The organism is Sinomonas sp., from assembly GCF_036848755.1.
Taxonomy (GTDB): domain Bacteria; phylum Actinomycetota; class Actinomycetes; order Actinomycetales; family Micrococcaceae; genus Sinomonas.
On sequence record NZ_DAIUJO010000115.1, the window covers coordinates 1 to 2,905 of the forward strand.

Below are 2,905 nucleotides of genomic sequence, written 5' to 3' on the forward strand. Positions count from 1 at the left end.
TCGGCGATGGCGCAGGCGTTGAGGGGGTTGCCTCAGCTGTCGCCGGCGCGGACGATGACGGCGCGGACGAACCGCTCCCGAAGCATGCCGAGAGAGCCAGAACGAGAGCGAGGCTGAGAAGGCTTGGGCCGGTGTGCCAGCGCCCTGCCACGGGAAGTCACGCTACCTTGCCGGCGTCGTTGGGGTTCGGGAAAAGCGGGACCATGGCGTCAGTCTAGGGACGGGAGGCCAGCTACGCTTGGGTCGAAAGTCCGTGCCCCTACGCGGTGTATCGTCCCCGGCGCAACCGAAGGGACCTTCGGCTCTGCACCATCCCCACAGGGGCTGGAATCCTGATGTTCGGAGCGTTCAATCATCCGAACACTAAGGACCGGCCATGGCTCTCCCTTCATCGCAAGAACGGCTTCCCGTCCAGCCGCGGGTGCGCGGAAGGCTCAGGATCGTGGCCTTCCTGGCGGTGTCCGGCTTCATTCTCGCGTGGGGTCCCGCCATCGGATCAATCGTCTTCCCGCTGCTCATGGCGCTGGTGATTGCGTGGTTCCTGTGGCGCAGTGACTACGAGAGCGGCCGCAACTGAACGAGAGCGGCCCGCAACTGAACGAGAGCGGCCGCAACGGAAGCCGCGGATGCGAGGCTGGATCGCACGCCTGCGGTGCCCTTCCGCCGCACGCGCCATGGGGAGCCCTCCGCCCGGAATCCCGCCGGACGGGGGGCTTCCGCCTCCGGCTACTTCGCCGCCTCCGCAGCCGCGATGACCGGGACCGTCCGCAAGAAGCTGTCCGGGTTCAGCGAGATCGAGTCGATGCCCTGGCTCACCAGGAACTGGGCGAAGTCGGGGTGGTTGCTGGGCCCTTGCCCGCAGATGCCGATGTGGATTCCGGCCGCGTGCGCGCCCCTGATCGCTTGGGCGATCATCGCCGTCACGGCGGCGTCGCGCTCGTCGAAGAGGCCCGCCAGCTGCTCCGAATCCCGGTCGACGCCGAGTACGAGCTGAGTGAGGTCGTTCGAACCGATCGAGAAGCCATCGAAGCGTGCGCCGAACTGCTCTGCGAGGATCACGTTCGACGGGATCTCGCACATGACGTAGATCGCCAGGCCGTCGGTTCCCCTGGCGAGTCCCTCCTCGGCCATGACCGCCAAGACTGCATCCGCCTCCTGGGGAGTCCTGCAGAACGGGATCATCACGACGATGTTGCGGAACCCGAGCTCCTCGCGCGCCTTCCTGACGGCGCGGCATTCGAGGGCAAAGCCTTCGCGGTACTTGGGATCGTGGTAGCGGGATGCGCCACGGAACCCCAGCATCGGGTTCTCTTCCGGCTCCTCGAAAGCTGCCCCACCCAAGAGGTTCGCGTACTCGTTCGTCTTGAAGTCGCTCATCCGGACGATCGCGGGCTCAGGGTAGAACGGGCTCGCGATCTTGGCGATGCCCCTGGCCAGACGGTCTACGAAGTACTCCGTGGGATCGGCGTAACCGTGGGTGAGCTCTTGGATGGCCAGCGCGTCGTCAGCGTTCGCGACGCGCTCGGGGTGGACCAGTGCCATGGGGTGGACCCGGATGAGGTTCGAGACGATGAATTCCATTCTGGCCAGCCCGACACCGGCAGCCGGAAGCTTCCACCAGCGGAAGGCGCCCGAAGGGTCGGCGAGGTTCACCATGAGGCGGGTCCGAATGGCCGGGAGGGCACCGACGTCGGCCTCCTCGACGACGAACGGCACGAGGCCCCCGAGGACGAGCCCCTCGGACCCCTCGGCGCAGTTGACCGTGATGGGACTCCCGTCCGAAATGACGCTCGTGCCATGCACGGTGCCGACGACGGCGGGGACCCCGAGCTCGCGGCTCACAATGGCAGCATGGCTCGTCGGGCCGCCATGGTCTGTCACGATTCCCGCTGCCCGCCTCATCACGGGCATCCAGTCGGGGTCGGTCATGGTGGTCACGAGGACAGAGCCGTCGCGGAAACGACCGATGTCCTGCACATCCCTGATGACACATGCCTCGCCCGAAGCGATCTGGTCGCCCACTGCGGCCCCGCGCGCAAGGATGGGGCCGGAACCGGTGAGGTGGTGCACGCGAAGGGTCGAGGCGCTCTGCGCCGATTGCACGGTCTCGGGCCTCGCCTGGACCAGGAACAGCTCTCCCGTGACGCCGTCCTTCGCCCACTCCATGTCCATCGGCCTGCCATAGTGCTCCTGGACTGCGACCGCCCACCGCGCGAGGCAGAGGATCTCGTCGTCGCGGAGCACGAAGGCCTCTCGCTCAGCCGTCGACGTCTCCAGCAGGAGAGTCCCTGACCCGCTGCGGGCGAAGACGAGCTTCGACTCCTTCGCCCCAAGGGCCTTCCCGATGATCGGCCTCACGCTCGGATCCGCCAGAAGGGGAGAGAACACCTCGTACTTGTCGGGCTCCACGCTCCCTTGGACCACGGTCTCCCCGAGGCCCCAGGCAGCGCTGATCACAACTGCCCGAGGGAAGCCTGACTCAGTGTCGAGCGAGAAGATGACCCCGGACCCCGCACGGTCAGAGCGGACCATCCGCTGGACCCCGATCGAGAGGGCCACATCCATGTGGTCGATGCGGTGGAGCTCCCGGTACGCGATGGCCCGATCCGTGAAGAGGGACGCATAGCAGCGACGGCACGCATCGAGGAGTTCGCGCTCGCCGACGACGTTGAGGAAGGTCTCCTGTTGGCCGGCGAAGCTCGCTTCCGGAAGGTCCTCTGCCGTGGCACTGCTTCGTACCGCGACGGCAATCGGCCCTCCGACTCCGGGGCCGACCTTCAGAGCGAGGTCGCGGTAGGCCGTTCGAAGGGAGTCCAACGCGCGGGCCGGGAACTCTCCGCCGAGAATGAGCTCCCGGATGGCCGCACCGGTGTCGCGAAGGCTGGCCGTGCCCGAACGGTAGTCC

At 67.1% G+C, this 2,905-nt stretch carries 2 protein-coding genes; one reads left to right on the plus strand and one right to left on the minus strand.

The annotated features are described in order from the left end of the window. The first annotated feature begins 376 nt into the window (after positions 1-376). Complete coding sequence (locus tag V7053_RS15430) at positions 377-577, plus strand: hypothetical protein (RefSeq protein ID WP_334173157.1); 201 nt, start codon at positions 377-379, stop codon at positions 575-577. Between the two features lie 149 nt (positions 578-726). On the opposite strand, the gene ppsA is transcribed toward V7053_RS15430, so the two are convergent. Next, a partial coding sequence (ppsA, locus tag V7053_RS15435) for a phosphoenolpyruvate synthase (protein WP_334173158.1) occupies positions 727-2,905 on the minus strand: 2,179 nt, incomplete at its 5' end.